Consider the following 25,901-nt stretch of genomic DNA (forward strand, 5'->3'; position numbering starts at 1 on the left):
TGCATAACACACTGTGAAATTGAACTCTGCCAGCCGGTGTTTTGTTGATGTTTTAAAACATATGCCAATTATTTTGCAGAAGGGGGGAACAATATTGCATCCACGCTATTCTACGGCTTGTACCATTTTTAGCTGATGCTTTGACGCGATGTGGCTGCGATAACCAATAAACAACGCCAACAGGAACCCAACAGCGGCTATACCAGTATCAAACCACATGATGTGAGCAATACTGGTTTCTGAGAGTTTTGCTGTTATCAATGGAATGGTGAAGGTCGCAATGCTGCCCGCGCTGTAGTAAATCCCGGTCGCTTTGCCCTTCGCATGCGGAAAGCGTGCGGCCATGAGCGTTAAACCGATTTGCACAACGCCCCCAGCGGAAGAAAAACCGATGACAAACGCAAAGATAATGACCACGTAGGGTGTCGGATGCAGACAAACCATCAACAGTGCGGCAAATGAGATAAACGTATACAGCATCAGCATCGATGTCGCGCGTTCTGCTTTTCGCGCCAGCGGGGCGGTGATCAGCACGCACAGTAGAGAGCCGCAGGTATAAATGCTTAACAGTTTGATAGATAATGTATAGGACATTCCTGCGACAAACTGTCCGTATTGCGCCAGCCACTGGCTTACCAGGTAAAATGTTGCCATTGCGATGTAGCCGTATAGGGTGTAACTGGCAAGGTCGAGCAGGGAGCAACGATGTTCAGGTTGTGCGGTTTCTCGTTCAGCAGGTTGTGCCCGGATGACGGTATGAGGCCCGGGGTGTGGCGGAAACCGACAGCGAAACAAAAACACGCCGTTGAGTATCATAACGGCAGCCGCCAGCAGGAAGGACCAGCCAAACCAAAGTTCGCTCCACACCAGCAGGCTGATGATCATCGGCAGCAGGAACTGACCGCTGGAGACGAAGGCTTTTATCAAAATATTGGCTGTGCTGGGGGAACGGGGGAATGCCTCCATCAGGCTGGGATAGGTTCCGGCATCGAGAAAACTGTTTGCCATTCCTGCTAAAAAACCAAAAGCATAGGCAAGAAAAATACTGTGAGTATTGATGATGCCAATAAAGAAAATCAGGTAGCAGGTCATACCAAGGATAATGAATGGTCTGCGACCGTAGCGATCGGAAAGCATCCCTGCCACTAATAAAACGCTTAAGCGGCCGATACCGAGTGAGGAAATAACAATCGAGACGCCCGCAGCATTGGTTTGCCACTGTTGTTCCAGCGAAGACATATTGAGGCTCATCAGAATGACCCCCATGCCGTGCACCAGGTAATTTAGGTACAGCCCTATCGCAGTGGAGAAATAGGTGTTTTTCATAATGTGTTACTCAGCGAAGAGGCTAAATAGGTATGGCGTTGCAATCTCTTAACACATACGCTCGAGATCGTGAGCATAGAGTTCAACGGCAGCCGACTGATAGATTTTCCAGTCGAGAAAACTATCGTGGTGATAAACCGCCTGAAAAGCGTTCAGATCGGGGAAAAAACGCATGGTGTTATTACCGATACGATTATTTATTTTGTCGATAATTGCATTAATTCTTAACTTCCTCCTTGCTTTCATTTCTGAACAAATGCGGATGATGTCTTCTGGAATTTCTCTTTCACCCTTTTCCCATTGCTGCCAGGCGGCAACATTGTTATCGCGCGCGATATACCTGGCGCTTTCTTCCACCGTCATAGCAAAAATATGGCGGATCGCCTGTAGTTCTAATGCGTTCATTATTTGGTCACTTCATAAAAGACGGTGGAATAGTAATAACATTGCTGTGGATATTTCTGCTTGAAGAGAGTCACAGTATTTTGTGCAATATTATTTGTTGTACGCCGAAGGAAGAGGAGGTGTGTTGCCCGGAAAGGCTGGAGGATTGGCTGTGTGAAGGACAAAAAAAGCCCATCGTGGGAGATGGGTAACCAGAGATAACGAGGCTTACAGTGAAAATCTAGAGATCATGAGGCTTAGCTATGAACACAAAAATTGCACACTTGCAGCACTCCGTAAAGAAAGGATACTTGTGGCGTCAGCGGCACGGCAAAAACACGATAGAGATTGCCTTTCAAACGACAGAGCCTGCGAAGGCAATAGCACGTTGTGCAATGCTAACAATCCGCTTCCTTCAACTGCACCCTAAGCGTGTCTATCAATAACCCACCCAATTCCACCCTTTGTTTTTACACTCCTTAGAATCTCTTACAGAAAATCATAGCAAGAACAGGGCTTGTCGGTTCGGATGTGTAGTTTATGGTAATCTACAATCACCTATACATATCAATGTGTTAGCCTTCTCTCCGTCTTGAGATTGTATTACTGTTGTATGTTAAGCCTGTTCAGGCCTCACCATTGCCTGTGCTACATGATAATTCTGGTAGAATTGCTATATCCCTTATGTATCAAGGTCTTGGGCTCATCTTGTGTGCTTGCTGTGTGCTACCACCATCAGCTTTGTATTCTTTCTGTTCTATTGTTTCCGTGTTGGCCTTACAGGCGGCCTGAAGCTACGAGGGGGCTTAGAACTTATAGGGAGGCTTGTAAGAGTAATAAGGAGATTTATAAGACTATGAGGGAATTTATAGGGCTTTCCCGGCTGCAATTAATGGATGGTTTATAAGGATTGGCTTAGTCTGTAACACCATCTTTTCTCTTTTCAGTGCCTGTCAAAGGAAGAAATAAGGCTATAAGTGTGTGATTTGTCTGTAAATAACTACGCGATGCCCACATATCTACCGTATACCTTGCCTGTTATCTTTCAGCTAGTTAGCAGAGCTAACACACGTCTACAGGCTGCTTCTCTATCGCGTAAGTGGTAATAACTACCTAGTAAAAAGAAACATTAATAAACATATTTCACACATGTTATATCCGTTATAACTTCCGTGTAATTGTATACGGTGAATTAAGAAATGGACTCTGATTAGAAGGTGTGAAGGGATTAGTAACTTAATAAATTCTTAATGTATTTGTGCTGAATCTGTGCCTGTTGGTTTACACGAATATACATTAGGAGTTTAATTGCAGCCCATTTCATAGGCTTTAGATTTGGCCTATTTTCCATCACTATTTTGTAGTGGTGTTTGTGTTATATAGATAATAAAGGCATTCAGAATGAAGCGTTTTTTACTCACGGCTATTATTGCGGGTTTACTAGCTGGTTGTGTTAATGACATTCCTAGTAAGTATGACCACTCTACTGTTAATGGTTCCAATATGACTAAAGCAGAGTTGGTAGCAAAGCTTGGTATCCCTAGCAGAACAATGAAAGTAGATGAACATATCACCACCTATCAGTGGGACAGTAATCAAGGTAGCTCATCTGTAGGCCACTCTCAGAGTAACTCTATTGGTGGTGCTTATGGTGAGTCTCAATATAACTATGGTGGTGAGGTTGATTCCGCTGCTATTGGTAGTAGTTACACTGTAGGTGATAGTACAGGTGATGTTACAACTCACGTTTGTGCATACTCAGCAGCCATTGATAACACAAGTAATAAAGTAGTATCAGCAGACTTAGTAGGCACTGTAGATAATAAGTGTCTATCACACTTTGAAAACATGCTGACGTTAGATAATGTGGCTGTGACTAAACATAACGATATGGAATCACATGATGCTAACGTCCGAGATTACGCCCCTTGGTGGGTGTTAATGCCATTAGGTGGTTTGTTCGTTGCTATTCATAACCATCATGCTGTAGCAAAAGAACTTGAACCAGTACGATAATAATATAGAGCCTCTTTGATAGAGGCTTTCTTTTAAGGTGATTGTATGCCTAGTGCTAAAATTCAATACTACAGTAAGGAATCTATTAACCTCATCCAGATGAAGAGGGATGATGCTTATATTGTGACAATGGCTAAGAAAGTGTATTACTTTGCTTACTATGCAAAGTTGAGGGCTGTTAAGCAAGCTATCAGAGGCGCTAACCAAAAGAACATTAAAAGCCTTAATAAGATATATAAAGATTTGTTATTTGACCTCAGGCAAGCTGAAGGTTCATATGTGATGGCTGGAAAGGCATTAAAGAACTACAACCAAACTTTATATGTTTTAAAGAGACATGAAAAGTTATTGATGCAATCTGTTAGAGAAAAGTGATTAATAATGAAAAAGATTTTATTAGCTGTTATGGCTTGCTCTATATTGGCTGGCTGTCACTCAGAGAATAAAAAAGATTTTACAGGTGTCTATGTCTGCTGGACTAAAGGCGCTAAAAAAGAATCTGATATAACTCAGAAGCGAGTATTAACCATCTATGATAGTGGTGCTCATGCTCTGGATAATAACGGGGTGCATCTTTCTTTAGATTGGGCTAACGCTCGTGATGATTTAATAAATTCACCTGATAGACAGAATGTGTATTTGCAATATGAAAAAATGGTTGATTCTGTTTCGCTAGATTACAATCTGACTTTTGATAAGGGTGGTAATATAACTGCAATGGTGCAGAGCACTGATATCAGTAATTCAGCTAATAGCACTTTATATCAGATGGACTGTGAACAGGTGAGCAAATGAAAAAGGTATTAATAGCGGCTATCGCCTGTGCTCTGCTCTCAGGCTGCACCAGTGGAATAGCAGCAGCTACACCAGAGCAAGTACAGAGCCTCGTGGCAAGCGAACAGGCACACGCCAACTTAACACTTAACACCAGAGGGACGAGAGAAGATGCAGCAGGAAGCCGCACAAGCCGCTACAGCGAATGAGGAACGTAAAGCAGGGGAACGGGAACAAATAGAAGATGCCCGTAGAGCCTGTGAAGCTGTTCACCCTCTGCTAGCTAGTGATTGTGATTAAAACGCTGCTAGTGACTACCTGATGGGGGGCAATGTGAAGAAGTTGATATTAGGTGTTTTACTGTTGTCTGCTTTTGGTGCTAATGCTGCTGACCTGACATATATAACTAAAGCAGATTGTGATAATGGCTATTCCGCTATCTACTCTGAGAATATAGCTAATGAACAAGAGAAGATAGTGATAATTCATAACAATAAGGCAATAGCCCATAAAGAAGGATTTGATATTTCTTCTTCTGTAACTGAATTGGATGGTGTTAAACATCTTCAAGAAGTAATAATGATGAATAATGCAAATAATGCATCTTATGCTCTTGTTTATGAATTTCTCTATAACGAGCCGGATAATGCGGTAGATAAAGGTGTTATTCAGGCTACTTCAAATGGCGTAACGCAAGTAGTAGTTCAATGCAACATATCAACTATTTCACCAGAGTAATTTAAATTGAAAATTCTATTAGCAGTGTTATTAGTATGTCTGTCAGGTTCAGCTTTTGCTTGTCCTAAAGGTGAACACCCCCACGGCGGTTACGGTAGCCACCATAGAGGGGGTTGGTGTTCTTATGATAATGGGAACTATTAAATGTTTAACCCTGAAATAAAATATCAGCCACGGCGTTTACCCGTTGAACAAAGAATAGAAAGATGTAGAGACAGGATAAAGGTAATAGAACACGAGCTAGCAAAAGAACGCCGGTTACTATCTCTCCTATTTGAAGAGGAAAGGCTAGCTGCTTTACCACCTGAACCTGTATTAAAAAGTCAGTCTATGACGCCTAAATTCATAGGTGCTGAAAAGGATGCAATGATTCTATTAGAGGAATGCAGGGAGACAGCACAATCATTAGGGTTAGATGCTACTATCTCTGATAAGTGGAGCAAGCACTATCCTGAAGCTAAGAGACAGGGGGTTTATATGGATGTAGCATATAAGGCTAACTTTTGGTTAGAACAATTGAAAGCTACTAAACGTTGATTAACATGAACGGCTGACCCTGGCCCAAAATCAATGCAGTGCTAAATCAGAGATCTTCGTCTTTTTGCAGGCTCCGGATAAATTCAGCCGGAGTCATGTCATTTAATGATGAATGTGTCCTCTCATGATTATATTCTCTGCGCCACTTCTCGAGTTTATCCTGCGCATCTTCCAGCGACAGGAACCAGTGAATATTCAGGCATTCATCCCGCAGGCTTCCGTTAAACGATTCAATAAACGGGTTATCTGTCGGTTTTCCGGGGCGGGAGAAGTCCATCGTCACACCGTGTTCATACGCCCATTTATCCAGACTTTTCGAGATAAACTCGCTACCGTTATCTGTTTGAATACGTACCGGCAGACGATTATCCAGCACCCGCAGTGCTTCCATTACCCGGACCACATCTTCACCCTTCAATGATTTTCCGGCATGGATCGCCAGGCATTCCCGACTAAAATTATCCACTACAGTCAGCGCCCGGAAGCGCCGTCCATTAAACAGACTATCCGACACGAAATCCATACTCCAGCACTGATCGATGTACGTCAGGGACGGACGCTGCTGACGGTGTGCCACACTGATTATGCCTGCGGGGATGTTTCCTGCGCAAATTCAGGCCTTCCAGACAATAAATCCGGTGTGTTTTCTTATAGTTAATTAGCCAACCTTCTCGTTGCAGCAGAACGTGAATGCGCGGACAACCGTAGCGTATTCGTGTTTCCGCAATTTCCTTGATGCGCAGCGTTATTGTCCGATCGTCACGCCGACTCTGCCAGTGGTAGACAGTTCTGCTCTGCATCAGCAATCCGCATCCCCGACGGACGCTGATACGGTATGCCTCTCGCAGGAAATGTACCGCCTGGCGCTTCTGAGCCGGCCTCAGAACTTTTGCTTCAGTACCTCCTGCAGCATCTCCTTGTCCAGACTCAGATCAGCCACCAGTTTCTTCAGCCGCTGATTTTCATCCTCCAACTGCCGCAGACGCCGCAGCTCGGTCACGCCCAGACCGGCAAATTTTTTCTTCCAGTTATAAAAAAGTGGCCTCAGAAATACCCATCTTTCTGCAGACTTCCCCGACGCGGGTGCCGGTTTCGGCCTGTTTCAGTGCAAACGCAATCTGTTCTTCGGTATAACGGGTCTTTTTCATGGCAATGCGCCTCTCAGTGAGATGGAAGAAAGACCGAAGACTTCAGTTTAGCCTGGTACTGTTTTCAGGGAGAAGATCACCCCGTGAAGTGATTTATGATTAAAGTTAGTTTTGTTTTTGGTTAAAAAATGAACATGTGAGTGCTTTGGAAAATTACTGTAACACTCACCTGATTTACGCTGGTAGCACACAAATGGTACACAAACGGCACACAGGTAATCGCATACCCTCAACGTGCTACATCCCTTAAACGCCGCCATTGCTGGTTCTGGTGCCAAAATCAGGACAAAAAAAAGCCCATCGTGGGAGATGGGCAAAGACTACACACAGCAATTCGTTGTTTCACTCAGGGGATTTCCATGCTTATAAATCAATGTGTTGATCTAAAGCCATGAGCTAATAGTAGGCATAGTGATTTTTTACGTCGATCAGATTCATCTCAATAGTTTAAAAACTGTAAAGAATTTGCGACACAAATGATTATTTAAAGAAGGGCGAGGTTGGGTCTAATCCCGCAAGAGGGAGGATTGATTAGTATTGTTAAACAATCAGGCGGCGCTGCCGCCTGATGTTGGATTACTTATTGCGTTCGATTTCAGCAATTTCTTCGAGGATTTCATCCGGATTGGTACCTGGCGCAGGGGCTTCGTTTACCCAGGCGGAGAACAGACGCCAGGAAACGGCCAGCACTACTGGACCGATAAACAGACCAATCATGCCGAAGGCAATCAGTCCGCCGATGACCCCGGAGAGAATCAGGATCAGTGGCAAATCAGCCCCCATACGAATCAGCATTGGTCGAATTACGTTATCCAGTGTTCCGACCACGCCGCTCCACACCAGCAGCACTGTGCCCCAGGTGGAATCCCCCGTCCAGTATAGCCAGATAATGGCCGGAATCAGCACTGGCAACGGCCCCAGTTGCACCAGACAAGACAGTATCATCAATACCGCCAGCAGCGTGGCGTAAGGCACGCCGGTTACCGCCAGACCAATACCCCCGAGCACTGCCTGCACCAGAGCGGTGACCACAACGCCCAATGCGACGGCGCGAATGGCTTGCGCAGCCAGCAGAATGGCAGCATCGCCACGTTTAGAGGCAAGACGGCAGGCGAAGTGACGAATACCTAATGCGACCTGTTCACCGCGCCAGTACAATAGGGCACTGAACAGCAGCATCAGACCACAGTGCATCATAAAGCGGCCGATATGCGCGGCCTGACCGACAAACCAGGTGGTGGTGGTACCGATATAAGGACGAACTTTGGCCATAATGGCCGAACCGCCCATATCCAGTAAACTGTGCCATGCGCCATACATCTTGGCACCCACCAGTGGAATGCTGTTCAACCATGCCAGATCCGGTAGCGTCATATCACCTGCGGTTACGGCATGGATCAGCGGCCCGCTGCCATCGACGATACTGTTAACCAGCAGCGCGATAGGGATGATGAACAACAGCACTAACAACAGTGTCATCACCAGTACGGCAAGTGAACGACGTCCCCAGAGCAATTTTTGTAAGCGTAGCAGGATAGGCCAGGTCGCAATGACAATCGTGCCTGCCCAGGCAAAACCGAGGATAAAGGGTTGCACAATCCAGAGACAGGCCACAATCAGGATGGCTAAAAACAGCACCGATAGCAGCACTTGTGCAATATCCCTGGGCTGACGGAAATTTACCATAAATACTTTTCACCTTTGTCTTTGCGCCAGAACGTTGACGCGACGTGAACACGTTAATCACACTCTATAATGATGAGCAATTTCAGCGGTTTTGAACAGGCGGATTCTGCCTGTAAATCTGCTGAGCGTATTAGAAAAAAATGTGATACAACAAACAAAGCAACACGCAAACGATTAAATTCACAACACAGACCGCAGGAAAGGGTCACTATAATGATTCCACAAATTTCTCAGGCGCCAGGTGTCGTTCAACTGGTGCTCAATTTTTTGCAGGCGCTGGAGCAGCAAGGATTCACGGGTGATACGGCAACGAGCTATGCCGATCGTCTGACAATGTCGACGGATAACAGTATTTATCAGCTGCTTCCTGATGCTGTCGTTTTCCCTCGTTCAACCGCAGATGTGGCGCTAATCGCCCGTCTGGCGGCAGAACCGCTATTCTCTTCGTTGATTTTTACCCCGCGCGGCGGCGGCACCGGGACTAACGGTCAGGCGCTGAACCAGGGCATTATTGTTGATATGTCCCGCTATATGAGCCGCATTATTGAAATCAACCCGCAAGAAGGTTGGGTGCGGGTAGAAGCCGGGGTGATAAAAGACCAGCTTAACCAGTTTCTGAAGCCATATGGCTATTTCTTTGCCCCGGAATTATCCACCAGTAACCGGGCAACGCTCGGCGGGATGATCAACACCGACGCATCCGGACAAGGTTCGTTGGTTTACGGTAAAACCTCCGATCACGTGCTGGGTATCCGCGCGGTGCTGATGGGCGGCGATATTCTTGATACTCAGCCAATGCCGGTCGAACTTGCCCAAACGTTGGGTAACAGCAATACCACGATTGGCCGTATCTATAAGACCGTTTATGAGCGTTGTCGCGATAACCGACAGCTGATCATGGATAAATTCCCGAAACTTAATCGCTTCCTGACGGGTTACGATCTGCGGCACGTCTTTAACGATGAGATGACCGAATTTGATTTAACCCGCATTCTTACCGGCTCTGAAGGTACGCTGGCGTTTATCACCGAAGCCCGCCTTGATATCACGCCACTGCCCAAAGTCAGACAGTTGGTTAACGTTAAGTACGATTCGTTTGATTCGGCGTTGCGTAACGCGCCGGTGATGGTGGAAGCGCGCGCATTGTCGGTAGAAACCGTCGACTCCAAAGTACTCAATCTGGCGCGTGAAGACATCGTCTGGCACTCGGTAAGCGAACTGATTACCGATGTAGCGGATAAAGAGATGCTGGGCCTGAATATTGTCGAGTTTGCCGGTGACGATGAAACCTTGATTAATTCGCAGGTCAGCGCACTCTGCGAACGCCTGGATGGGTTAATCGCTCGTCAGGAAGCGGGCGTTATTGGCTGGCAGCTATGTACTGAACTGGCGGGCGTCGAACGAATTTACGCCATGCGCAAAAAGGCTGTCGGTCTGCTGGGCAATGCAAAAGGTTCTGCGAAGCCAATTCCGTTCGCCGAGGATACCTGCGTTCCTCCGGAGCATCTGGCTGACTATATTGCCGAGTTTCGCGCGCTGCTCGACAGCCATGGTCTGAGTTACGGCATGTTCGGCCACGTGGATGCTGGCGTGCTGCACGTCAGGCCGGCTTTGGATATGTGCGACCCGCAGCAGGAAGTGCTGATGAAACGCATTTCCGATGATGTCGTCGCGCTGACGGCAAAATATGGCGGTTTGTTGTGGGGGGAGCACGGGAAAGGTTTTCGTGCGGAATACAGTCCGGCGTTTTTCGGTGATGAACTGTATCGTGAACTGCGCAAAGTGAAATCGGTGTTTGATCCGCAAAACCGGCTCAACCCCGGCAAAATCTGTCCACCGGAAGACGTTGATGCGCCGATGATGAAAGTGGACGCGGTGAAACGCGGAACGTATGACCGTCAAATCCCGCTGGCCGTACGCCAGGAGTGGCGTGGGGCAATGGAGTGTAATGGCAACGGGTTATGCTTTAACTTCGATGCGAAAAGCCCCATGTGTCCGTCGATGAAAATCAGTCTTAACCGTATCCATTCTCCGAAAGGGCGAGCTACGCTGGTACGTGAGTGGCTGCGTCTGTTGGCCGATCGCGGGATCGATCCTATGCAACTGGAAAAAGAGCTACCGGAGAAACGCGCCAGTTTACGCACGCTGATTACCCGTACCCGCAACAGCTGGCATGCACGCAAGGGCGAATACGATTTCTCGCACGAAGTAAAAGAGGCGATGTCAGGTTGCCTGGCGTGTAAAGCCTGTTCCACACAGTGTCCGATTAAAATTGATGTGCCGGAGTTCCGCTCACGCTTCCTGCAACTGTACCACACGCGTTATCTGCGCCCGTTGCGCGATCATATGGTGGCGACCGTTGAGAGCTATGCACCGCTAATGGCGCGGGCGCCTAAAACGTTTAACTTCTTCATCAATCAGCCGCTGGTGCGAAATCTGGCTAAAAAGCACATTGGAATGGTTGATTTACCGCTGTTGTCTGCGCCGTCGCTGCAACGCCAACTGGTGGGGCATCGTTCTGCCAATATGACGCTGGAACAGCTCGAATTACTCAGCCTCGAGCAAAAAGCCCGCACGGTGCTGGTGGTACAGGATCCGTTCACCAGCTATTACGATGCGCAGGTGGTGGCTGATTTTATACGTCTGGTAGAAAAACTGGGTATGCAGCCGGTACTGCTGCCGTTTTCGCCAAACGGCAAGGCGCAGCACATTAAAGGCTTTTTAAACCGTTTTGCCAAAACGGCGAAAAAGACATCCGAGTTTCTTAACCGGGTAGCGAAGCTGAATATTCCGATGGTGGGTGTTGATCCGGCGCTGGTGCTTTGTTATCGCGATGAATATAAGCTGGTGCTGGGAGAACAGCGGGGTGATTTCCATGTGCTGCTGGCCAACGAATGGTTATCAAAAGCTGTGGAAACACAGCAGTCAGTCGCTGTTGGCGGTGAACCGTGGTACTTCTTTGGCCACTGTACCGAAGTGACGGCTTTACCGGGCGCGCCTGCACAATGGGCGGCTATTTTTGCTCGCTTTGGCGCAAAGCTGGAGAACGTCAGCGTGGGGTGCTGTGGTATGGCTGGCACTTACGGTCACGAAGTGAAGAATCACCAAAACTCATTGGGGATCTATGAGTTATCATGGCACCAGGCAATGCAACGATTGCCACGTAACCGTTGTCTGGCTACAGGGTACTCCTGTCGCAGCCAGGTTAAACGCGTTGAAGGTACGGGCGTTCGCCACCCATTACAGGCACTGCTGGAGATTATAGGATGATCTGGAAACGTGAAGTCACACTCGAGGCGCTTAATGCCATGGGTGAAGGAAATATGGTTGGGTTGCTCGATATTCGTTTTGTGCACATTGGCGACGATACGCTGGAAGCTACGATGCCGGTGGACCATCGCACCAAACAACCCTTTGGTTTGTTGCACGGCGGTGCATCCGTGGTGCTGGCGGAAAGCATTGGTTCGGTAGCTGGGTACTTGTGTACTCAGGGTGAGCAGAAAGTGGTGGGCCTGGAGATCAACGCCAACCATATCCGTTCTGCACGGGAAGGGCTCGTCAGGGGCGTATGTCGCGCGTTACATACAGGTTCTCGTCACCAGGTGTGGCAAATAGAAATCTTCGATGAGCAGGGGCGATTGTGCTGCACGTCGCGTCTGACGACCGCAATTTTGTGATGCATATTGCTTTTGGTCATTATCTGCACAGGGAATGGTGTTATACTGTGCAGGTTTTGAACACAAGCGAGGATGATATGTCTACCCAATTAGACCCTGCCCAACTGGCAATAGAATTTTTACGTCGTGATAAAACCGATCTTTCACCGGCTCAGTACCTGAAAAGGCTGAAACAGCTTGAGCTGGAGTTTGCAGATCTGTTGGCGCTCTCTTCCACTGAACTGAAAGAAGAGATCTATTTTGCCTGGCGCATGGGCGTTCATTGATTCCGGTATGCTTATCGTAACGAAACCCCGACACGCGTTCGGGGTTATTTTTTGCCTTAAATCTTTATTACCACTTCATCTCGCCGCTGTTAACTTTTGCACTTAGTTCCAGCGAGCTTACGTCTGCAAGGCCTGGCCATGCTGCCGTCATTGTTTTAATCACATAATCCGATCCTTTTTTCGCCTCTAGCGCCTGCTCAAACGACTGCAAATAGTCCTGGGTGAAGCGAATAGCTTTATCACCGGTTGGGCGGTCGCCAATGTAATGACCCGGTACCACCTGAGTGGGCTGTAAGCTCTGCATTTCGCTCAGTACGCTACGCCATGCACTACGTTGTTGTTCAGACTGTGTGTCCGCCGTCCAGACGTGAATACCTGAAGCCACGCCTGTGCCGCCAATAATGGCTCGATTCGCCGGGATCCAGATATACGCTGCATAATCGTTGGCGTGACGCAGTTCCAGCGTTTCGTCATCAACCGTGAACTGCGTTTGCGTAGTCGCCTGCGGAACGGTGAGCGATGTTGGTGCGCCGTCCTTCATTTGCGGGCCCCAGAACTGCAGCTTGGCCTCTTTGGTGGCGCGGATATGGTCTACCACCTGCGGCGTTGCCAGGACTTTTACCTGTGGGAAGGCCTCAACGATGGGCTGCAAACCAAAATAGAAATCCGGATCGCCGGAGGTGATCACAATAGCCTTCAGCGTTTTACCGCTGGCTCGAATGATTTGCACCAGTTGTTCGCCATCTTTGGTACTGAACTGGGCGTCAAACAAAATCGCCTCTTTTAGGCCAGACACCAGCGTCGAAGAAACCGGGAAAATAGCCTTATCCTGTGGATTATAGACGTCCAGCTGTAGCGGCGCGGCGAAAGCTGAAGACGCAAACAGAGGTAACAGCAGGGCCAGAGTTTTAACTTTCATACCAGGTAACCTTGTGCAGGAAATTGTCTTTTGATAGTTCCCGTATTTTAAGGATATTCGGATCTGTTAGAATTCCCTCATTAGGACATGCTGAGTTTCATAAAACGATCGGATGGGAACAATGGACAGAGTGATGGCGGCAACGGTATTCAACCATATCTGTGATTTGGGTAGCCTGAGCGCAGCCGCGCGTGCGTTGGGGCTTTCCCGTCCGATGGTCAGTCGTTATCTCGACGAGATGGAAAAATGGGCAGGCGCAAGGCTTATCCATCGCTCATCGCGTCGTTTGACGATCACGCCAGCGGGTGAAGAGGCATTAGTGAAAACACGTTCTCTGGCGCAACTTTCGCTGGATATTGGTGCCGCCAGTGCCGCGCAAATTCCCTCCGGCACGCTACGTGTAGCCTGCGCCCATTTTACCGCGATGCATATTCTTGCTCCGGTTCTGCCGACGTTTATGGCGCAATATCCGCAATTACGTATTGAGGTGGAGATCAATAATCAACCGGTAAGCCTTGTGGGGGAACGCATCGATGTGGCGATCCGCATAACAGATAATCCAGAGCCAGGGACTATTGCCCGTCGGTTGGGCGACTGTAAATCGGTGCTTTGCGCGTCTGCAGATTATCTGCATCAACATGGCACACCTGAGACAATCGACGATCTCACACGGCACAATTGCCTGTACTACAGCGGTTTTGCCGGACAATCCTGGCACTTTTTGGATCCTCAGGGGCAGTCTGTCTCCGTTGCAATCAAAGGGAATTTGAGTGCAGGGATCTCTTCGCTGCTCTGCGAGTCGGCGGTGTCAGGAATGGGGATCGCGTTGGTGCCAGAGCTGGAGGCGCGGGAAGGGCTGGAGCAGGGAAAGCTAATTCGATTACTGCCAGAACTTCAACCTAAATGCCTGCCGATTTATGGTTTATACCTTTCACGTGAACATCAACCCGCAGGGCTACGCCTGCTGCTGGACACGCTCAGTGAGGCACAGCGTTAAATATGTGATTGAACGCGTTTATAAAATAGTCAAACCGCAATTAGTGTTAAAAAAAACTAATCGGTGTATGAGATTCTTCTTATCGCCCCTTCAAGAGCTAAGCCAATATGAGTGCCGGAGATAAGCGCCGGATGGGGCCGGAACCCTTAAGCCTGCCAGCAAGCAGACTTAAGGGTTTTTTGTTGTTTGTTTATTATTTGAATTGTTTTTCCCTACCTTCATCCCCACCTATCCCTTAAATAGACATTTTCTATACATCTTTTGTCATTTGACCTGACTGCACGATTGGATTTTCATAATCCATTGTTAATCAATGCATTGAACATAATAATCCATCCCTGTAAACCCTCGCTGCAGGGTCTATGCTTAGTAAAAGTAGTCAGAAAGGGCGATTAACCCGAATGCCCCTGCTGTTGAGGGGTTGAAGTGATAATCATTATCACTAACATGGTGTTATAGCTTAAAAGCTAGTGACTCGAGGTAACTCTATGGAATTGCATTCAGGAACATTTAACCCGGACGATTTTGCCTGGCGTGGGCTGACGTTAACGCCAGCGGCTGCGGCGCATATCCGTGAACTGGTGGCAAAGCAACCTGACATGTTGGGTGTGCGTTTAGGTGTGAAGCAAACAGGGTGCGCGGGATTCGGTTACGTGCTGGATACCGTCCGCCAACCCGAAAAAGACGATCTGCTGTTTGAAACGGAGGGCGCCAGACTTTATGTGCCGTTGCAGGCGATGCCGTTCATTGACGGTACAGAAGTCGATTTCGTTCGCGAAGGATTAAACCAGTTATTTAAATTTCATAACCCGAAAGCCCAGAACGAATGCGGCTGTGGCGAAAGTTTTGGGGTATAGGCGGTACTATGTCTCGTAATACTGAAGCAACTGACGATGTCAACACCTGGGCTGGCGGGCACCTTAATTACAAAGAGGGCTTCTTCACCCAACTGCAAACCGATGAGCTGGCAAAAGGGATCAATGAAGATGTCGTGCGCGCGATTTCGGCAAAACGAAATGAACCTGACTGGATGCTGGAATTTCGCCTGAATGCCTTTAAAGCGTGGCTGACCATGGAAGAACCACACTGGCTTAAAGCGCATTACGACAAACTGAATTATCAGGAGTATAGCTATTACTCCGCACCTTCCTGCGGTAACTGCGATGAAACCTGTGCGTCCGAACCGGGAGCGGTACAGCAAACGGGCGCGAATGCATTTTTAAGCAAAGAGGTTGAGGACGCATTCGAACAGCTTGGCGTGCCGGTACGTGAAGGCAAAGAAGTGGCGGTTGATGCTATTTTCGACTCGGTATCGGTAGCGACCACCTATCGCGACAAACTGGCGGAGCAGGGCATTATTTTCTGTTCGTTCGGTGAGGCCATTCACGATCATCCTGAGCTGGTAAAACAGTACCTGGGCACGGTTGTCCCCGGCAATGACAATTTCTTTGCCGCGCTGAATGCGGCGGTGGCATCTGACGGCACGTTTATTTATGTACCGAAAGGCGTACGTTGCCCAATGGAGCTGTCGACCTATTTCCGTATCAATGCGGAAAAAACCGGGCAGTTTGAACGCACCATTCTGGTTGCGGATGAGGGCAGCTACGTCAGCTATATCGAAGGCTGTTCAGCCCCGGTGCGCGACAGTTACCAACTACACGCGGCGGTGGTGGAAGTCATCATTCACAAAGATGCCGAAGTGAAATACTCCACGGTGCAAAACTGGTTTCCCGGCGATGGCAATACGGGCGGTATTTTGAATTTCGTCACCAAGCGCGCACTCTGCGAAGGCGAAAACAGCAAAATGTCGTGGACGCAGTCGGAAACCGGCTCGGCCATTACCTGGAAATACCCAAGCTGCATTTTGCGTGGCGACAACTCGATCGGCGAATTCTACTCCGTCGCGCTGACCAGTGGACATCAGCAGGCCGATACCGGCACCAAAATGATCCACATTGGCAAAAACACCAAATCGACCATTATCTCGAAAGGGATCTCCGCCGGACACAGCCAGAACAGTTATCGCGGCTTAGTGAAAATCATGCCGACCGCTACTAACGCCCGCAACTATACCCAATGCGACTCGATGTTGATCGGTGCGGATTGTGGGGCACACACCTTCCCGTATGTGGAGTGTCGTAACAATAGCGCCCAGCTTGAACATGAAGCCACCACGTCGCGTATTGGTGAAGACCAGTTGTTTTACTGCCTGCAGCGCGGCATCAGTGAAGAGGATGCCATTTCGATGATCGTGAATGGTTTCTGTAAAGACGTGTTCTCTGAACTGCCGCTAGAGTTTGCTGTGGAAGCGCAAAAACTTCTCGCCATAAGTCTTGAGCACAGCGTCGGTTAAATTTTAAGGAAAGCACATGTTAAGCATCAAAGATTTACAGGTCAGTGTGGAAGATAAGGCGATCTTGCGTGGGTTGAGCCTTGAGGTTCGACCCGGAGAAGTTCACGCCATTATGGGACCAAACGGTTCGGGGAAAAGTACGCTTTCCGCAACTCTCGCTGGACGGGAAGACTACGACGTCACTGGCGGAACGGTAGAGTTCAACGGCAAGGATTTACTGGAACTGTCGCCGGAAGACCGGGCCGGTGAAGGGATCTTTATGGCATTCCAGTATCCGGTGGAAATCCCTGGCGTCAGTAACCAGTTTTTCCTGCAAACGGCGCTGAATGCGGTGCGGAGTTACCGTGGCGAAGAGTCGCTGGATCGATTCGACTTCCAGGATCTGATGGAAGAGAAAATAGCGCTGCTGAAGATGCCGGAGGATTTGCTCACGCGCTCGGTAAACGTCGGTTTCTCCGGCGGTGAGAAAAAACGTAATGACATTCTGCAAATGGCCGTGCTGGAGCCTCAGTTATGCATTCTTGATGAGTCAGATTCCGGGCTGGATATTGATGCGCTGAAAATCGTTGCGGATGGCGTGAACTCGCTGCGTGACGGGAAACGCTCATTCATTATCGTCACTCACTATCAGCGGATCCTGGACTATATCAAACCCGATTTTGTTCACGTTCTCTACCAGGGGCGAATTGTGAAGTCCGGTGATTTTACGCTGGTCAAACAACTGGAGGAGCAAGGTTATGGCTGGCTTAGCGAACAGCAGTAACGTGCTGCAACAGTGGCATCATCTGTTTGAGACGCAAGGGGAGACACGCTCACACCATGCGCAGCAGCACTTGCAACAGATGCTGCGTCTGGGGCTGCCAACGCGTAAACATGAGGACTGGAAATACACGCCGCTGGAGGGATTAACCAACAGCCAGTTTGTCAGTCATGTCGCTGAGATAACGTCAGCCCAATGTGCAGCGTTGTCGCCGACAATTGATGCTGTACGACTGGTGTTTGTTGACGGGCAATTCTCTCCGACGCTCAGCGACAGTACAGACGGTAGCGGTTTTGATATTACCATTGACGATGCTCGTCAGGCGCTGCCAGCAGCTATCCAACCGGAAGTGTTTTTGCACCTTACCGAAAGCCTGTCCCGTAGCGTAACGCACATTCAGGTGAAGCGTAACCTACGCCCCGCGAAACCGCTGCTGCTGCTGCACATAACCCAGGGGCTGGCGGGCGATGAGGTGAATACGGCGCACTATCGCCTGGAGCTAGCGGAAGGCGCAGAAGCCACCGTCATTGAACACTATGCCAGCCTCAGCGAGCGTCGCCATTTCACCGGCGCACGCTTAACGATGAACGTCGCGGCAAACGCCCATTTGCGCCATATCAAACTGGCGTTCGAAAATCCGTTTAGTCACCACTTCGCGCATAATGACATTCAATTGGGCGCGGATGCTACTGCCGTTAGCCACAGTTTCTTGCTTGGTGATGCGGTATTGCGCCATAACACCAGTACGCAGCTTAACGGTGAAAACACCACGCTTCGGCTGAACAGTCTGGCGATGCCGGTGAAAAATGAAGTCTGTGATACACGGACCTGGCTTGAGCACAACAAAGGGTATTGCAACAGTCGCCAGCTGCATAAAACGATTGTCAGCGATAAGGGACGAGCGGTCTTCAATGGTCTGATCAACGTCGCCCAGCACGCCATCAAAACCGACGGTCAGATGACCAACAATAATTTGTTGCTCGGAAAGCTGGCGGAGGTGGATACCAAGCCACAGCTCGAAATTTACGCCGACGATGTGAAATGCAGCCACGGGGCGACGGTAGGACGGATCGACGACGAACAGATGTTCTATCTGCGTTCGCGAGGGATCGGCCAGCAGGATGCTCAACACATGATTCTCTATGCGTTTGCCGCTGAGCTGACGGAAGCCCTGGGCGATGAAACGCTGAAACAACAGGTACTGGCACGGATCGCCCAACGCTTGCCGGGAGGCGCAGCATGACATTTCCCATTGAAAAAGTACGGGCTGACTTTCCGGTCCTGACGCGTGAAGTGAACGGTTTACCGTTGGCGTATCTGGACAGCGCTGCCAGCGCGCAAAAACCCAATCAGGTGATTGATGCCGAGGCCGAGTTTTATCGTCACGGCTATGCGGCGGTCCACCGCGGTATTCATACGCTGAGCGCCCAGGCCACGGAAAAAATGGAAAATGTGCGCAAGCTTGCCTCGTTGTTTATTAACGCCCGCTCAGCGGAAGAGCTGGTGTTTGTTCGTGGTACGACGGAAGGCATCAATCTGGTGGCGAACAGCTGGGGCAGCAGCAATGTGCGAGCGGGCGATAACATTATCATCAGCGAAATGGAGCACCACGCCAATATTGTGCCCTGGCAGATGCTGTGTGCCCGCGTAGGGGCAGAGCTGCGCGTTATTCCGCTCAATGCCGATGGTACGTTGCAGCTGGAGACGCTGCCGACGCTGTTTGACGATCGTACGCAACTGCTGGCGATTACCCACGTTTCTAACGTGTTGGGTACTGAGAACCCGTTATCGGAAATGATTGTGCTGGCGCATCAATACGGCGCAAAAGTGTTGGTGGATGGCGCACAGGCGGTGATGCATCATCAGGTGGATGTCCAGGCACTGGATTGCGATTTTTATGTTTTCTCCGGGCATAAACTCTATGGACCAACCGGTATTGGCGTTCTGTATGCCAGAGAGTCGCTGTTGCAGGAGATGCCACCCTGGGAAGGCGGTGGTTCAATGATTGCGACGGTGAGTTTGAGTCAGGGAACAACGTGGGCTAAAGCCCCCTGGCGTTTTGAAGCCGGAACGCCAAACACCGGAGGTATTATCGGACTCGGCGCGGCTATTGAGTATGTTTCAGCACTGGGGCTTACTGAAATCAGCGAATATGAACAGTTCATGATGCGCTATGCGTTGGAGCAACTGGCGGATGTGCCGGATTTGACACTCTACGGACCGGATAACCGCCTGGGTGTGATTGCATTTAACCTTGGTAAACATCACGCCTTTGACGTCGGCAGTTTTCTTGATAACTATGGAATAGCCGTGCGGACGGGGCATCACTGCGCTATGCCGCTGATGGCCTACTATAACGTTCCTGCTATGTGCCGGGCGTCGATTGCAATGTACAACACCCATGAAGAAGTGGATCGCCTGGTAACGGGCCTCAAGCGTATTCATCACTTACTGGGCTAACAGGGAGGCGTTATGGCTGCGCTACCGGATAAAGAAAAGTTGTTGCGTAATTTTCTGCGTTGCGCTAATTGGGAAGAGAAATACCTGTACATTATTGAGCTGGGTCAGCGTTTGCCGGAATTAAACGACGACTTACGCTGCCCGGAAAATAGCATCCAGGGATGTCAAAGTCAGGTATGGATTGTTATGAACCAGAATGGCGAAGGGATTATTGAATTACAGGGCGACAGTGATGCGGCAATTGTGAAAGGACTTATTGCCGTGGTATTCATTTTGTATGATCGCATGACGGCCCAGGATATTGTGAATTTTGATGTGCGTCCGTGGTTTGAAAAAATGGCGCTCGCACAGCACCTCACGCCGTCTCGTTCACAAGGGCTGGAGGCGATGATTCGGGCTATTCGCGCCAAAGCCGCAACTCTTAGCTAAACTGATAAAACACGTTAACTTTCAGACCGACTTGAAAGCGTTCGTGTAAGGCAACGCAGTGACTCGTAAGCCGGATTGGGCGCTCGCCGCCGTCCGGCAAGAACGCCAGGGGGGTGAGTGAGTATGAAACGCGCGTCTGTTATTACGTTAATGCTAATCGGCGCTTACAGCGCTATTCAGGCCGCATGGGCGGTCGATTATCCTTTGCCCCAGGCGAACAGCCGCCTTGTTGGGCAAAACCAAACCTACACCGTGCAGGAAGGCGATAAAAACCTACAGGCGATAGCCCGTAAGTTTGATACCGCTGCCATGCTGATCCTTGAAGCCAACAACACTATTGCCCCCGTACCTAAACCCGGAACCCTGATTACTATTCCCTCACAATTACTGCTGCCGGATGCACCACGCGAAGGCATTATTGTGAATCTGGCGGAACTGCGTCTGTACTACTTCCCGCCGGGAGAGAATATTGTTCAGGTATTCCCAATTGGTATCGGTTTGCAGGGGCTGGAAACGCCGGTAATGGAAACCCGGGTTGGGCAGAAAATCCCAAATCCTACCTGGACCCCTACACCAGGCATCCGTAAACGCTCTCTGGAGCGCGGCATCACATTACCGCCTGTTGTACCTGCCGGGCCAAATAACCCGTTAGGACGCTTTGCACTGCGTCTGGCGCATGGAAACGGTGAGTATCTGATCCATGGCACCAGCGCGCCGGACAGCGTGGGCCTGCGTGTGAGTTCTGGTTGTATTCGCATGAACGCGCCGGACATTAAAGCACTGTTTGCTCAGGTCCGCACAGGCACGCCGGTCAGGGTGATTAATGAGCCGATAAAATATTCGATTGAGCCGAACGGCATGAGGTATGTCGAAGTGCATCGACCACTGTCGCCGGAAGAGGAACAAAACGTCCAGACCATGCCGTATGTGCTGCCAGCCGGCTTTACCCAGTTTAAAGACAATAAAGCAGTGGATAACAGTCTGGTGGAAAGGGCGTTGTATCGTCGCGCAGGTTATCCGGTCACCGTCACTGCCGGGCAAGCATCGGTCGCGAGCAATGGGCCAGAAGTGAAGTCTGCGCAAAATGGCGTGCCGGGAGGAGATGCTGAGGTGCGCGCTACGCAATAACAGGGAAGGGGAATTCAGAGCAAAAAAAATGGCGCACAATGTGCGCCATTTTTATTACACAGATACTATTACTTGCGGTATTTAGTAGCTGCGTTGTCCAGACGCTGGTTAGCGCGAGCTGCGTCATCTTTAGCAGCCTGAACGTCGGAACGCATTGCGTTCACGTCGTTGCTCAGCTGGTCAACTTTAGCGTTCAGAGTCTGAACGTCAGAAGACAGCTGATCGATTTTAGCGTTGCTGGAGCAACCTGCCAGCAGAGTAGAACCCAGGATTACCGCGCCCAGTACCAGTTTAGTACGATTCATTATTAATACCCTCTAGATTGAGTTAATCTCCATGTAGCGTTACAAGTATTACACAAACTTTTTTATGTTGAGAATATTTTTTTGATGGGAATGCACTTATTTTTGATCGTTCGCTCAAAGAAGCATCGAATTGTGCAAAAACGGCTAAAAACCCGAGTGAAAACAGAAAGCTTCCATCGGATTCATCTTAGATAATCACGGATTAGATAGTGAAATCCGATTTGATTTTTTATTAATTGTGGCTATCGATAAAATAAAAAAAGCGCCACCAGGGCGCTTTTTTAAGCAAATTAATTCGCGATGGAATTATTACAGCACGTGAACGGATGCGGTGTTGGTGGTGCCGCTCGGAACCAGTGCACCAGAAACCATAACCACAACGTCACCTTTTTGAGCCAGACCGCTTTCCAGAGCGACTTCTTTACCCAGACGATAGAAATCATCGGTAGAGCTGATTTCTTTAACCACCTGTGCAACAACGCCTTTGCTCAGCACCAGCTGACGCGCGGTAGTTTCGTTGGTGGTCAGCGCCAGGATGGTGGCATCCGGGAAGTATTTACGTACTGCGCGAGCGGATTTACCACCCTGGGTTGCGACGACGATCAGCGGCGCGTCCAGTTTTTCAGCAGTTTCAACCGCGCCACGGCAAACGGCTTCGGTGATGCGCAGTTTGCGGCTGTCGTTGTTGAAGTCCAGACGGCTGGTCATCACACGGTCAGTACGCTCACAGATGGTCGCCATGATGGTAACGGCTTCCAGCGGGTATTTACCTTTTGCAGACTCGCCAGACAGCATTACTGCGTCGGTACCGTCGAGGATGGCGTTCGCTACGTCACCGGCTTCAGCGCGGGTCGGACGCGGGTTTTTGATCATGGAGTCCAGCATCTGGGTCGCAGTGATAACGACTTTACGTGCACGGATACATTTTTCGATGATCATCTTCTGCGCGAAGATAACTTCTTCAACCGGGATCTCAACGCCCATATCGCCACGCGCAACCATGATGCCGTCAGACGCTTCGAGGATTTCATCGAAGTTGTTCAGGCCTTCCTGGTTTTCGATTTTGGAGATGATCTGGATGTTTTCGCCGCCGTGCGCTTTCAGGTGCTCACGGATTTCTACGACGTCAGAACGTTTACGGATAAAGGATGCAGCAACGAAGTCAACGCCTTGCTCGCAACCGAAGATAAGGTCCTGTTTGTCTTTTTCAGCCAGGGCTGGCAGTGCGATGGAAACGCCCGGCAGGTTAACACCTTTGTTTTCGCCCAGGTCGCCGTTGTTCAGCACTTTACAGATAACTTTGTTACCTTCGATGGCGGTAACTTCCATGCCGATCAGACCATCGTCAACCAGAACGGTGTTGCCGACAGACAGATCTTTAGTGAAGCCTTCGTAAGTTACAGCAACGATTTCGTTGTTGCCTACGACAGATTTGTCGGTGGTGAAGGTGAAGGTCTGGCCCGCTTTCAGGGAAACGTCGTTACCGCCTTCCAGTTTGATGGTACGGATTTCCGGACCTTTGGTGTCGAGCAGGATTGCGGCTTTCTTGCCGGTTTTGCTCATAACGTTGCGCAAATTCTTGATGCGCTGACCGTGTTCTGCGTAGTCGCCGTGGGAGAAGTTCAGACGCATGACGTTCATGCCCGCGTCCAGCATTTTGGTTAACATCTCTTCGGATTCGGTTTTCGGACCGATGGTGCAAACAATTTTCGTCTTTTTCATGACAGTCTTAGTCTTTAAGTTGAGAAGGATATGGAAATCTGGCTCCCATCGCGCACGGATGGGAAGCTAAACCTGAGTTACGAAAGTTGTGATGCCTCGCTCTAAGGATAGGTGACATCGAAAAAGCGTGCAGAGGAATGTGTGCTTGTGTTTCAGCCCAACGGGATGGTGAGTTCTGTAGTCGTTGAGTTTTACAGGTCAATGTGCTGAAACCATTCAAGAGACAATTGGCGCGCATTATACGCTGAAAATTATCAAAAAGGAAAATGGAAACAGCGTTTCAAAACACTTCTGTGCAGTTTTACAAAAATTATTCATTAATTTGTTCATCGGTATGGATAAAGAGGTTATTCGGCGTTGCGATTTGTTGCGCAACAAACAGCATTTAACATCTCGATGGCTACGTTTTATATCGTTGACGTCGATACAGTACTATATTCCTAAAAGTTATATCAAATTCGTTTTAATTCATTTTAAAAGCCAATTCCACTGATTACACTCGTTTGGACATCCATACTGCTAAACAGCTAAAAGCGCTAGCAGAAGAACAATAAGCAGCAGCGGATACCTAAACGACATGATTGTCCTGAAAAATATTTCGAAAGTGTTTACGCCAGGCAGGCTTGCCATCACCGCTGTCGATAACGTCAACCTGACGGTTGAACAGGGGCAGATTTACGGCATTATTGGTTACAGCGGGGCAGGTAAAAGCACCTTAATTCGTTTGCTCAATGGTCTCGAAAAACCAACCTCCGGCAGCGTGACGATTAACGGCCACGATATCTCGGCCGCCAGTGGGGAATCGTTACGCCAGGCGCGACTGAAAATCAGCATGGTGTTTCAACACTTCAATTTGCTGTGGTCGCGGACCGTTAGCGAAAACATTGCGTTCTCTATGCAAATCGCCGGTGCGTCCAAAGCGTCCATCAAAGCACGGGTTGCTGAACTGATTACGCTGGTTGGGCTGAGCGGTCGTGAAAATGCGTATCCTTCCCAGCTCAGCGGTGGGCAAAAACAGCGTGTAGGAATTGCTCGTGCGCTGGCGAACAATCCAGATGTCCTGCTGTGTGACGAAGCCACCTCGGCGCTGGATCCGCAAACTACCGATCAGATCCTCGATTTACTCCTCGATATAAACCGTCGCTTCAAATTGACCATTGTGCTGATCACTCATGAAATGCACGTGGTACGCAAAATCTGCGACCGCGTCGCGGTAATGGAAAACGGCAAGGTCGTTGAGGAAGGTGATGTGCTCAGCGTCTTTACCCATCCTCAGCAGCCTATTACCCGACAGTTTGTTCGTCAGGTGAGCCAGTACACCGAAGAAGACGAGTTTAATCCGCAGCTGGCAAGCGAGTTGGGTGGGGTGGTTATCAAATTAACCTTTACCGGGCAACGTACCCATCGGCCTGTGGTTGGGGAATTGACCCTGCGCTATGGCCTGCCGTTCAACATCTTGCACGGCAAGATGACGCAAACCGCACACGGCGTGTTTGGTCAACTCTGGGTGCATGTGGTGGCCTCTGAGGAACAATTGAACAATATTTTGGCCGACCTGCGCCAGAGCGACATTGAAGGCGAGGTGATTCAACATGGCTGAAGAACTGTTTCCCCATCTGAAGTGGGATCAACTGTTAGCGGCAACCCAGGAAACGCTGTATATGACAGCTCTTTCGGGGGCGGCGACCTTTATCCTGGGCATCGCGCTTGGCCTGGCATTGTTCCTGACAGCGCGCGGCGGATTGTTCCCTAATCGTGCGGTATATAGTGCTATTTCACTGGTGGTGAATATCTTTCGTTCGATCCCATTCATCATTTTGATCGTGCTGCTGATCCCGTTTACCAAAGCGATGGTAGGCACCATTCTCGGCGCCAATGCCGCGTTGCCTGCGCTGATCGTGGGGGCCGCGCCGTTTTATGCACGTCTGGTCGAAATCGCTCTGCGTGAAGTGGATAAAGGCGTTATTGAAGCGACGCGTTCGATGGGCGCACGGCTGAGCACACTTATTTTTCGAGTTTTACTGCCGGAATCCTCTCCTGCTCTGGTGTCCGGGATCACCGTGACGCTAATTGCGTTGGTTAGCTACAGCGCGATGGCAGGGGTAATTGGTGCCGGTGGTTTAGGGAATTTGGCCTATCTGGAAGGATTCCAGCGCAACCACAGCGACGTCACGCTGGTGGCGACGGTGACGATTTTGCTCATTGTCTTCATCATCCAGCTTTGCGGCGATGTGATCACCTCTCTGTTAGATAAACGCTAATAAAATACGGAAACC

General features: G+C 49.3%; 25 protein-coding genes, 1 other RNA gene and 1 pseudogene. 18 read left to right on the top strand and 9 right to left on the bottom strand.

Features of this window, described 5'->3' with window-relative positions; genetic code table 11:
* Positions 1-105: 105 nt before the first annotated feature.
* Positions 106-1,326 carry an MFS transporter gene (locus OGX86_RS06275; RefSeq protein ID WP_168978328.1) on the bottom strand — a complete coding sequence of 407 codons (1,221 nt, stop codon included), beginning with the start codon at positions 1,324-1,326 and terminating at the stop codon, positions 106-108.
* Between the two features lie 48 nt (positions 1,327-1,374).
* A complete protein-coding gene (locus OGX86_RS06280; RefSeq protein WP_128316675.1) occupies positions 1,375-1,731 on the bottom strand; it encodes a YdiL family protein in 357 nt (118 codons plus the stop codon).
* 1,380 nt (positions 1,732-3,111) lie between these two features.
* On the opposite strand from OGX86_RS06280, the gene OGX86_RS06285 reads away from it, so the two are divergent.
* From OGX86_RS06285 to OGX86_RS06305, 5 genes are all read left to right on the top strand, one after another.
* Complete coding sequence (locus tag OGX86_RS06285) at positions 3,112-3,726, top strand: hypothetical protein (RefSeq protein ID WP_032943183.1); 615 nt, start codon at positions 3,112-3,114, stop codon at positions 3,724-3,726.
* Between the two features lie 45 nt (positions 3,727-3,771).
* Complete coding sequence (locus OGX86_RS06290) at positions 3,772-4,101, top strand: hypothetical protein (RefSeq protein WP_032943185.1); 330 nt, start codon at positions 3,772-3,774, stop codon at positions 4,099-4,101.
* 6 nt (positions 4,102-4,107) lie between these two features.
* The gene (locus tag OGX86_RS06295) at positions 4,108-4,521 is read left to right on the top strand and encodes a hypothetical protein (protein ID WP_032943187.1); all 414 of its coding nucleotides are present in this window, start codon (positions 4,108-4,110) and stop codon (positions 4,519-4,521) included.
* A gap of 312 nt (positions 4,522-4,833) precedes the next feature.
* On the top strand, positions 4,834-5,238 hold the full coding sequence (locus tag OGX86_RS06300; RefSeq protein WP_286639583.1) for a hypothetical protein: 405 nt from the start codon (positions 4,834-4,836) through the stop codon (positions 5,236-5,238).
* A 144-nt stretch (positions 5,239-5,382) separates the two neighbouring features.
* On the top strand, positions 5,383-5,775 hold the full coding sequence (locus tag OGX86_RS06305) for a hypothetical protein (protein ID WP_032943190.1): 393 nt from the start codon (positions 5,383-5,385) through the stop codon (positions 5,773-5,775).
* Between the two features lie 46 nt (positions 5,776-5,821).
* Here OGX86_RS06305 and OGX86_RS06310 read toward each other — a convergent pair.
* The 3 genes and pseudogenes from OGX86_RS06310 to ydiK all read right to left on the bottom strand — a co-directional run bounded on the left by OGX86_RS06310 (position 5,822) and on the right by ydiK (position 8,609).
* Positions 5,822-6,923, bottom strand: a pseudogene (locus tag OGX86_RS06310) (IS3 family transposase).
* A gap of 285 nt (positions 6,924-7,208) precedes the next feature.
* Positions 7,209-7,316: antisense sRNA RprA (rprA, locus tag OGX86_RS06315), an RNA gene on the bottom strand.
* 183 nt (positions 7,317-7,499) lie between these two features.
* Positions 7,500-8,609: an AI-2E family transporter YdiK gene (gene ydiK, locus OGX86_RS06320; protein ID WP_003832632.1), complete on the bottom strand. Its 1,110-nt coding sequence runs from the start codon at positions 8,607-8,609 to the stop codon at positions 7,500-7,502.
* 213 nt (positions 8,610-8,822) lie between these two features.
* Between ydiK and ydiJ the strand changes: the two genes are divergently transcribed.
* From ydiJ to OGX86_RS06335, 3 genes are all read left to right on the top strand, one after another.
* Positions 8,823-11,879, top strand: coding sequence for a D-2-hydroxyglutarate dehydrogenase YdiJ (gene ydiJ / locus OGX86_RS06325; protein ID WP_286639584.1), 3,057 nt, complete (start codon positions 8,823-8,825; stop codon positions 11,877-11,879).
* Positions 11,876-12,286: a 1,4-dihydroxy-2-naphthoyl-CoA hydrolase gene (gene menI / locus OGX86_RS06330; RefSeq protein WP_008784603.1), complete on the top strand. Its 411-nt coding sequence runs from the start codon at positions 11,876-11,878 to the stop codon at positions 12,284-12,286. The genes ydiJ and menI overlap by 4 nt, the downstream gene beginning before the upstream one ends.
* Positions 12,287-12,363: 77 nt before the next feature.
* Positions 12,364-12,552, top strand: a complete 189-nt coding sequence (locus tag OGX86_RS06335; RefSeq protein WP_003030540.1) for a YdiH family protein — start codon at positions 12,364-12,366, stop codon at positions 12,550-12,552.
* 67 nt (positions 12,553-12,619) lie between these two features.
* Here OGX86_RS06335 and OGX86_RS06340 read toward each other — a convergent pair whose 3' ends face one another.
* Entirely contained in the window at positions 12,620-13,471 is an 852-nt protein-coding gene (locus OGX86_RS06340) for a Vmh family MBL fold metallo-hydrolase (protein ID WP_286639586.1), read from the bottom strand.
* A 121-nt stretch (positions 13,472-13,592) separates the two neighbouring features.
* On the opposite strand from OGX86_RS06340, the gene OGX86_RS06345 reads away from it, so the two are divergent.
* The 8 genes from OGX86_RS06345 to ldtE all read left to right on the top strand — a co-directional run bounded on the left by OGX86_RS06345 (position 13,593) and on the right by ldtE (position 21,598).
* Positions 13,593-14,468 (top strand): LysR family transcriptional regulator, encoded by an 876-nt coding sequence (locus OGX86_RS06345; RefSeq protein ID WP_239606402.1) that lies wholly within the window; start codon positions 13,593-13,595, stop codon positions 14,466-14,468.
* 488 nt (positions 14,469-14,956) lie between these two features.
* Positions 14,957-15,325: a Fe-S cluster assembly scaffold SufA gene (gene sufA / locus OGX86_RS06350; RefSeq protein WP_003832645.1), complete on the top strand. Its 369-nt coding sequence runs from the start codon at positions 14,957-14,959 to the stop codon at positions 15,323-15,325.
* Positions 15,326-15,333: 8 nt separating this feature from the next.
* Positions 15,334-16,821, top strand: coding sequence for a Fe-S cluster assembly protein SufB (gene sufB, locus OGX86_RS06355; RefSeq protein ID WP_020996440.1), 1,488 nt, complete (start codon positions 15,334-15,336; stop codon positions 16,819-16,821).
* A gap of 16 nt (positions 16,822-16,837) precedes the next feature.
* Positions 16,838-17,584, top strand: a complete 747-nt coding sequence (gene sufC, locus OGX86_RS06360) for a Fe-S cluster assembly ATPase SufC (RefSeq protein ID WP_003832649.1) — start codon at positions 16,838-16,840, stop codon at positions 17,582-17,584.
* Positions 17,559-18,824 (top strand): Fe-S cluster assembly protein SufD, encoded by a 1,266-nt coding sequence (sufD, locus tag OGX86_RS06365; protein WP_286639590.1) that lies wholly within the window; start codon positions 17,559-17,561, stop codon positions 18,822-18,824. The genes sufC and sufD overlap by 26 nt, the downstream gene beginning before the upstream one ends.
* Positions 18,821-20,041 (top strand): cysteine desulfurase SufS, encoded by a 1,221-nt coding sequence (gene sufS, locus OGX86_RS06370; protein WP_286639593.1) that lies wholly within the window; start codon positions 18,821-18,823, stop codon positions 20,039-20,041. The genes sufD and sufS overlap by 4 nt, the downstream gene beginning before the upstream one ends.
* 12 nt (positions 20,042-20,053) lie before the next feature.
* Positions 20,054-20,470: a cysteine desulfuration protein SufE gene (gene sufE / locus OGX86_RS06375; RefSeq protein WP_003832654.1), complete on the top strand. Its 417-nt coding sequence runs from the start codon at positions 20,054-20,056 to the stop codon at positions 20,468-20,470.
* Between the two features lie 123 nt (positions 20,471-20,593).
* On the top strand, positions 20,594-21,598 hold the full coding sequence (gene ldtE, locus OGX86_RS06380) for a L,D-transpeptidase LdtE (RefSeq protein ID WP_032943210.1): 1,005 nt from the start codon (positions 20,594-20,596) through the stop codon (positions 21,596-21,598).
* Between the two features lie 68 nt (positions 21,599-21,666).
* On the opposite strand, the gene lpp is transcribed toward ldtE, so the two are convergent.
* The 3 genes from lpp to ynhH form a co-directional block, all read right to left on the bottom strand.
* The gene (gene lpp, locus OGX86_RS06385; protein ID WP_003029373.1) at positions 21,667-21,903 is read right to left on the bottom strand and encodes a murein lipoprotein Lpp; all 237 of its coding nucleotides are present in this window, start codon (positions 21,901-21,903) and stop codon (positions 21,667-21,669) included.
* A gap of 309 nt (positions 21,904-22,212) precedes the next feature.
* Positions 22,213-23,625: a pyruvate kinase PykF gene (gene pykF, locus OGX86_RS06390; RefSeq protein ID WP_003029366.1), complete on the bottom strand. Its 1,413-nt coding sequence runs from the start codon at positions 23,623-23,625 to the stop codon at positions 22,213-22,215.
* A gap of 7 nt (positions 23,626-23,632) precedes the next feature.
* Positions 23,633-23,827, bottom strand: a complete 195-nt coding sequence (gene ynhH, locus OGX86_RS06395) for a protein YnhH (protein ID WP_244293978.1) — start codon at positions 23,825-23,827, stop codon at positions 23,633-23,635.
* A gap of 375 nt (positions 23,828-24,202) precedes the next feature.
* Between ynhH and OGX86_RS06400 the strand changes: the two genes are divergently transcribed.
* Positions 24,203-25,225: a methionine ABC transporter ATP-binding protein gene (locus OGX86_RS06400; RefSeq protein WP_063941515.1), complete on the top strand. Its 1,023-nt coding sequence runs from the start codon at positions 24,203-24,205 to the stop codon at positions 25,223-25,225.
* Positions 25,218-25,886 carry a methionine ABC transporter permease gene (locus OGX86_RS06405; protein ID WP_048214308.1) on the top strand — a complete coding sequence of 223 codons (669 nt, stop codon included), beginning with the start codon at positions 25,218-25,220 and terminating at the stop codon, positions 25,884-25,886. The genes OGX86_RS06400 and OGX86_RS06405 overlap by 8 nt, the downstream gene beginning before the upstream one ends.
* The last annotated feature ends 15 nt before the right edge of the window (positions 25,887-25,901 follow it).

The organism is Citrobacter sp. Cpo040 (assembly GCF_030332915.1).
Taxonomy (GTDB): domain Bacteria; phylum Pseudomonadota; class Gammaproteobacteria; order Enterobacterales; family Enterobacteriaceae; genus Citrobacter; species Citrobacter portucalensis.

Excerpts from the sequence above, each read along its gene's own strand:
- sufA (WP_003832645.1), top strand. The coding sequence starts at position 14,957 with ATGGAATTGCATTCAGGAACATTTAACCCGGACGATTTTGCCTGGCGT.
- OGX86_RS06275 (WP_168978328.1), bottom strand. The coding sequence starts at position 1,326 with ATGAAAAACACCTATTTCTCCACTGCGATAGGGCTGTACCTAAATTAC.
- ydiJ (WP_286639584.1), top strand. The coding sequence starts at position 8,823 with ATGATTCCACAAATTTCTCAGGCGCCAGGTGTCGTTCAACTGGTGCTC.
- ldtE (WP_032943210.1), top strand. The coding sequence starts at position 20,594 with ATGAAACGCGCGTCTGTTATTACGTTAATGCTAATCGGCGCTTACAGC.
- OGX86_RS06405 (WP_048214308.1), top strand. The coding sequence starts at position 25,218 with ATGGCTGAAGAACTGTTTCCCCATCTGAAGTGGGATCAACTGTTAGCG.
- OGX86_RS06285 (WP_032943183.1), top strand. The coding sequence starts at position 3,112 with ATGAAGCGTTTTTTACTCACGGCTATTATTGCGGGTTTACTAGCTGGT.
- OGX86_RS06340 (WP_286639586.1), bottom strand. The coding sequence starts at position 13,471 with ATGAAAGTTAAAACTCTGGCCCTGCTGTTACCTCTGTTTGCGTCTTCA.
- menI (WP_008784603.1), top strand. The coding sequence starts at position 11,876 with ATGATCTGGAAACGTGAAGTCACACTCGAGGCGCTTAATGCCATGGGT.
- OGX86_RS06305 (WP_032943190.1), top strand. The coding sequence starts at position 5,383 with ATGTTTAACCCTGAAATAAAATATCAGCCACGGCGTTTACCCGTTGAA.
- OGX86_RS06290 (WP_032943185.1), top strand. The coding sequence starts at position 3,772 with ATGCCTAGTGCTAAAATTCAATACTACAGTAAGGAATCTATTAACCTC.
- sufE (WP_003832654.1), top strand. The coding sequence starts at position 20,054 with ATGGCTGCGCTACCGGATAAAGAAAAGTTGTTGCGTAATTTTCTGCGT.
- pykF (WP_003029366.1), bottom strand. The coding sequence starts at position 23,625 with ATGAAAAAGACGAAAATTGTTTGCACCATCGGTCCGAAAACCGAATCC.
- sufS (WP_286639593.1), top strand. The coding sequence starts at position 18,821 with ATGACATTTCCCATTGAAAAAGTACGGGCTGACTTTCCGGTCCTGACG.
- OGX86_RS06280 (WP_128316675.1), bottom strand. The coding sequence starts at position 1,731 with ATGAACGCATTAGAACTACAGGCGATCCGCCATATTTTTGCTATGACG.
- ydiK (WP_003832632.1), bottom strand. The coding sequence starts at position 8,609 with ATGGTAAATTTCCGTCAGCCCAGGGATATTGCACAAGTGCTGCTATCG.
- sufC (WP_003832649.1), top strand. The coding sequence starts at position 16,838 with ATGTTAAGCATCAAAGATTTACAGGTCAGTGTGGAAGATAAGGCGATC.
- sufB (WP_020996440.1), top strand. The coding sequence starts at position 15,334 with ATGTCTCGTAATACTGAAGCAACTGACGATGTCAACACCTGGGCTGGC.
- lpp (WP_003029373.1), bottom strand. The coding sequence starts at position 21,903 with ATGAATCGTACTAAACTGGTACTGGGCGCGGTAATCCTGGGTTCTACT.
- OGX86_RS06345 (WP_239606402.1), top strand. The coding sequence starts at position 13,593 with ATGGACAGAGTGATGGCGGCAACGGTATTCAACCATATCTGTGATTTG.
- OGX86_RS06400 (WP_063941515.1), top strand. The coding sequence starts at position 24,203 with ATGATTGTCCTGAAAAATATTTCGAAAGTGTTTACGCCAGGCAGGCTT.
- OGX86_RS06295 (WP_032943187.1), top strand. The coding sequence starts at position 4,108 with ATGAAAAAGATTTTATTAGCTGTTATGGCTTGCTCTATATTGGCTGGC.
- OGX86_RS06335 (WP_003030540.1), top strand. The coding sequence starts at position 12,364 with ATGTCTACCCAATTAGACCCTGCCCAACTGGCAATAGAATTTTTACGT.
- sufD (WP_286639590.1), top strand. The coding sequence starts at position 17,559 with ATGGCTGGCTTAGCGAACAGCAGTAACGTGCTGCAACAGTGGCATCAT.